Source organism: Rhodoblastus sp., assembly GCF_041915505.1.
Classification (GTDB): domain Bacteria; phylum Pseudomonadota; class Alphaproteobacteria; order Rhizobiales; family Beijerinckiaceae; genus Rhodoblastus.
In genome coordinates, this window is record NZ_JAYSBG010000469.1 from 1 (window position 1) to 2,248 (window position 2,248).

The window sequence follows — 2,248 nt, forward strand, 5'->3', positions numbered from 1 at the left end:
GAGCCAGGGCGACGTCTCGTGCCGGGGCCATTGGATCGCCAGCGGCTATTTCCGCATGCCGGAGACCGAGATCCCGGCCGACGCCTGGTTTCCCACCGGCGATGTAGGGGTGATCGACGAAAACGGCTATCTTCTGCTGACCGACCGCAGCAAGGATCTGATCAAATCCGGCGGCGAATGGATCAGCTCCATCGCGCTGGAGAATATCGCCGTGGGCCACCCCGATGTGGCGGAGGCCGCCGCCATCGCGGCGCCGGACCCGAAATGGGGCGAACGGCCGCTGCTGGTCGTCGTGCCGCGCGAGGGACGCGAGCCGCAGCCTGAGGACGTGCGGAATTTCTTCGTCGGCAAGGTCGCGAAATACGCCATTCCCGAGCGCGTCATCGTCGCCGGGGAGCTGCCGCATGGCGCGACCGGGAAAATCCTCAAGTCGGAGCTGCGCCGGCTTTATGCGCCGCGCGACTAGTCTATATGGCGAAGCCGTCTAGCGGCCTCCGACGCTGCAAGCCGTTCTTCGGAACAGCGCGTCGGAGGCCTCAATTTGCGAGAATCGACGCTTTTCCAGAATCAGCCGGCAGCCATGCCGCCATCGACGGTATAGAGTCCGCCGGAACAGAAAGCGCTTTCGTCGCTCGACAGGAACAAAGCGAGACGCGCGACTTCCTCCGGCGCGCCATAGCGGCCCGCCGGGATCATCGCATTGAAGGCGTTTTTCGCTTCAGCGGCGGCGCCGGGCGCCGCGCCCTCTTCGATCGAGCGCATCATGCGCGTCTCGATGGGCGAGGGGTGGATTGTATTGACCCGAACGCCATATCGCGCGTTTTCCAGCACGGCGCAGCGCATCAGCCCGACGACGGCATGTTTGCTGGCAGTATAGGCGGACAGGCCGGCGAAACCGCGCAGTCCCGCGATGGACGACGTGATGACGATGCTGCCGCCGCCGCCGCGTTGCATAACCGGAATCGTGTGACGCAAACTAAGCCAGACGCCGCGCACATTGACCGCGATGACCTTGTCGAAAGCATTGTCCGGATAGTCGACGATCGGAAGGATGCGCCCCTCCGTCCCCGCATTGCTGAACAAGGCGTCGATCCTGCCGAAGCGTTTCTCCGTCGCCTTGACATAAGCTTCGACATCGGCCGCTTCCGCGACATCGGCCACGGCGACGGCCGCCTGCTCGGCGCCGATGGATGCGGCGAGCGCGGCCAGACCGGCTTCGTCCCGATCCACCAGCATGAGCTTCGCGCCCTCGGCCGCGAAACGACGGGCCGCGGCCTGGCCAATGCCTCCGGCGGCGCCGGTGATGATCACGACTTTATTTGCAAGACGCCCCATTATTTCCTCCTGTTTCCCTTCGTCGGCGCATGAAGCCGACCGCCGCCGTCCGCCGGAGCGGAGGCGTGTTTTCTCGTTGTGGGATGATTGCCGAGCCCTGTTCCGGGCCTGCCGGACCGGCTCTATTGAGCCGTGAAGCCGCCGTCGATGACGAGTTCGGCGCCGGTCATGAATTTGGATTCGTCGCTGGCCAAATAAAGAATGCCCGCCGCAATGTCGTGGGGCTCGCCGAGATGGCCGACAGGATGCAATTTGCCGGTGGCCTCGCGTCCGGCGGCCACATCGCCGAAATTGCTGAGATAACCCTCGACCATCGGCGTCCAGATGAATCCCGGATGGACCGAATTCACGCGGATATTATAGCCGGCCTTGGCGCAATGGAGCGCGGCGGATTTGGTGAGCAGGCGGACGCCGCCTTTGCTCGCGTTATAGGCCGCGAGATTGGGGTCGCCGACGAGCCCCTCGATCGACGAGAGATTGACGATCGAGCCGCCCGTCGCCTTCATCGCCGGAATGGCGTGCTTGACGCCGAGAAAGACCGCGTCGAGATTGACGGCCATCAGCTTGCGCCAGTCCTCCAGCGAGGTGTCCTCGACATTGCCGGGAAAAGCCACGCCCGCATTATTGACCAGAATGTGCAGGCCGCCGAAGCTTTTCGTCGCCGTTGCGACAATTTCGGTCCAAGCCGCTTCATCCGTCACATTCTGCTTGACGAACAACGCCGCGCCGCCGGCCGCCGCGATCCGCGCGGCGACGTCGTGACCACCCTTTTCATCGAGATCCGTCACGATGACCTTGGCGCCTTCGCGCGCCAGCAGGATCGCGGTTTCTGCTCCGATTCCTTTCGCCGCGCCCGTGACGATGGCGACCTTTCCCAAAACGCGATTCATCCGTTCCTCCCAATCAGCCGCCT

2 protein-coding genes and 1 pseudogene are annotated in these 2,248 nt (G+C 64.0%); 1 reads left to right on the top strand and 2 read right to left on the bottom strand.

Annotated features, from left to right (window positions below; all coding sequences use genetic code 11):
- Positions 1-466, top strand: a pseudogene (locus tag ACE3S9_RS18735) (long-chain fatty acid--CoA ligase); the annotation flags it as partial.
- Positions 467-567: 101 nt separating this feature from the next.
- Here ACE3S9_RS18735 and ACE3S9_RS18740 read toward each other — a convergent pair.
- Positions 568-1,335 (bottom strand): SDR family NAD(P)-dependent oxidoreductase, encoded by a 768-nt coding sequence (locus ACE3S9_RS18740; RefSeq protein ID WP_374547990.1) that lies wholly within the window; start codon positions 1,333-1,335, stop codon positions 568-570.
- 122 nt (positions 1,336-1,457) lie between these two features.
- Positions 1,458-2,225 carry a glucose 1-dehydrogenase gene (locus ACE3S9_RS18745; protein WP_374547991.1) on the bottom strand — a complete coding sequence of 256 codons (768 nt, stop codon included), beginning with the start codon at positions 2,223-2,225 and terminating at the stop codon, positions 1,458-1,460.
- Positions 2,226-2,248 lie beyond the last annotated feature (23 nt).

Excerpts from the sequence above, each read along its gene's own strand:
- ACE3S9_RS18740 (WP_374547990.1), bottom strand. The coding sequence starts at position 1,335 with ATGGGGCGTCTTGCAAATAAAGTCGTGATCATCACCGGCGCCGCCGGA.
- ACE3S9_RS18745 (WP_374547991.1), bottom strand. The coding sequence starts at position 2,225 with ATGAATCGCGTTTTGGGAAAGGTCGCCATCGTCACGGGCGCGGCGAAA.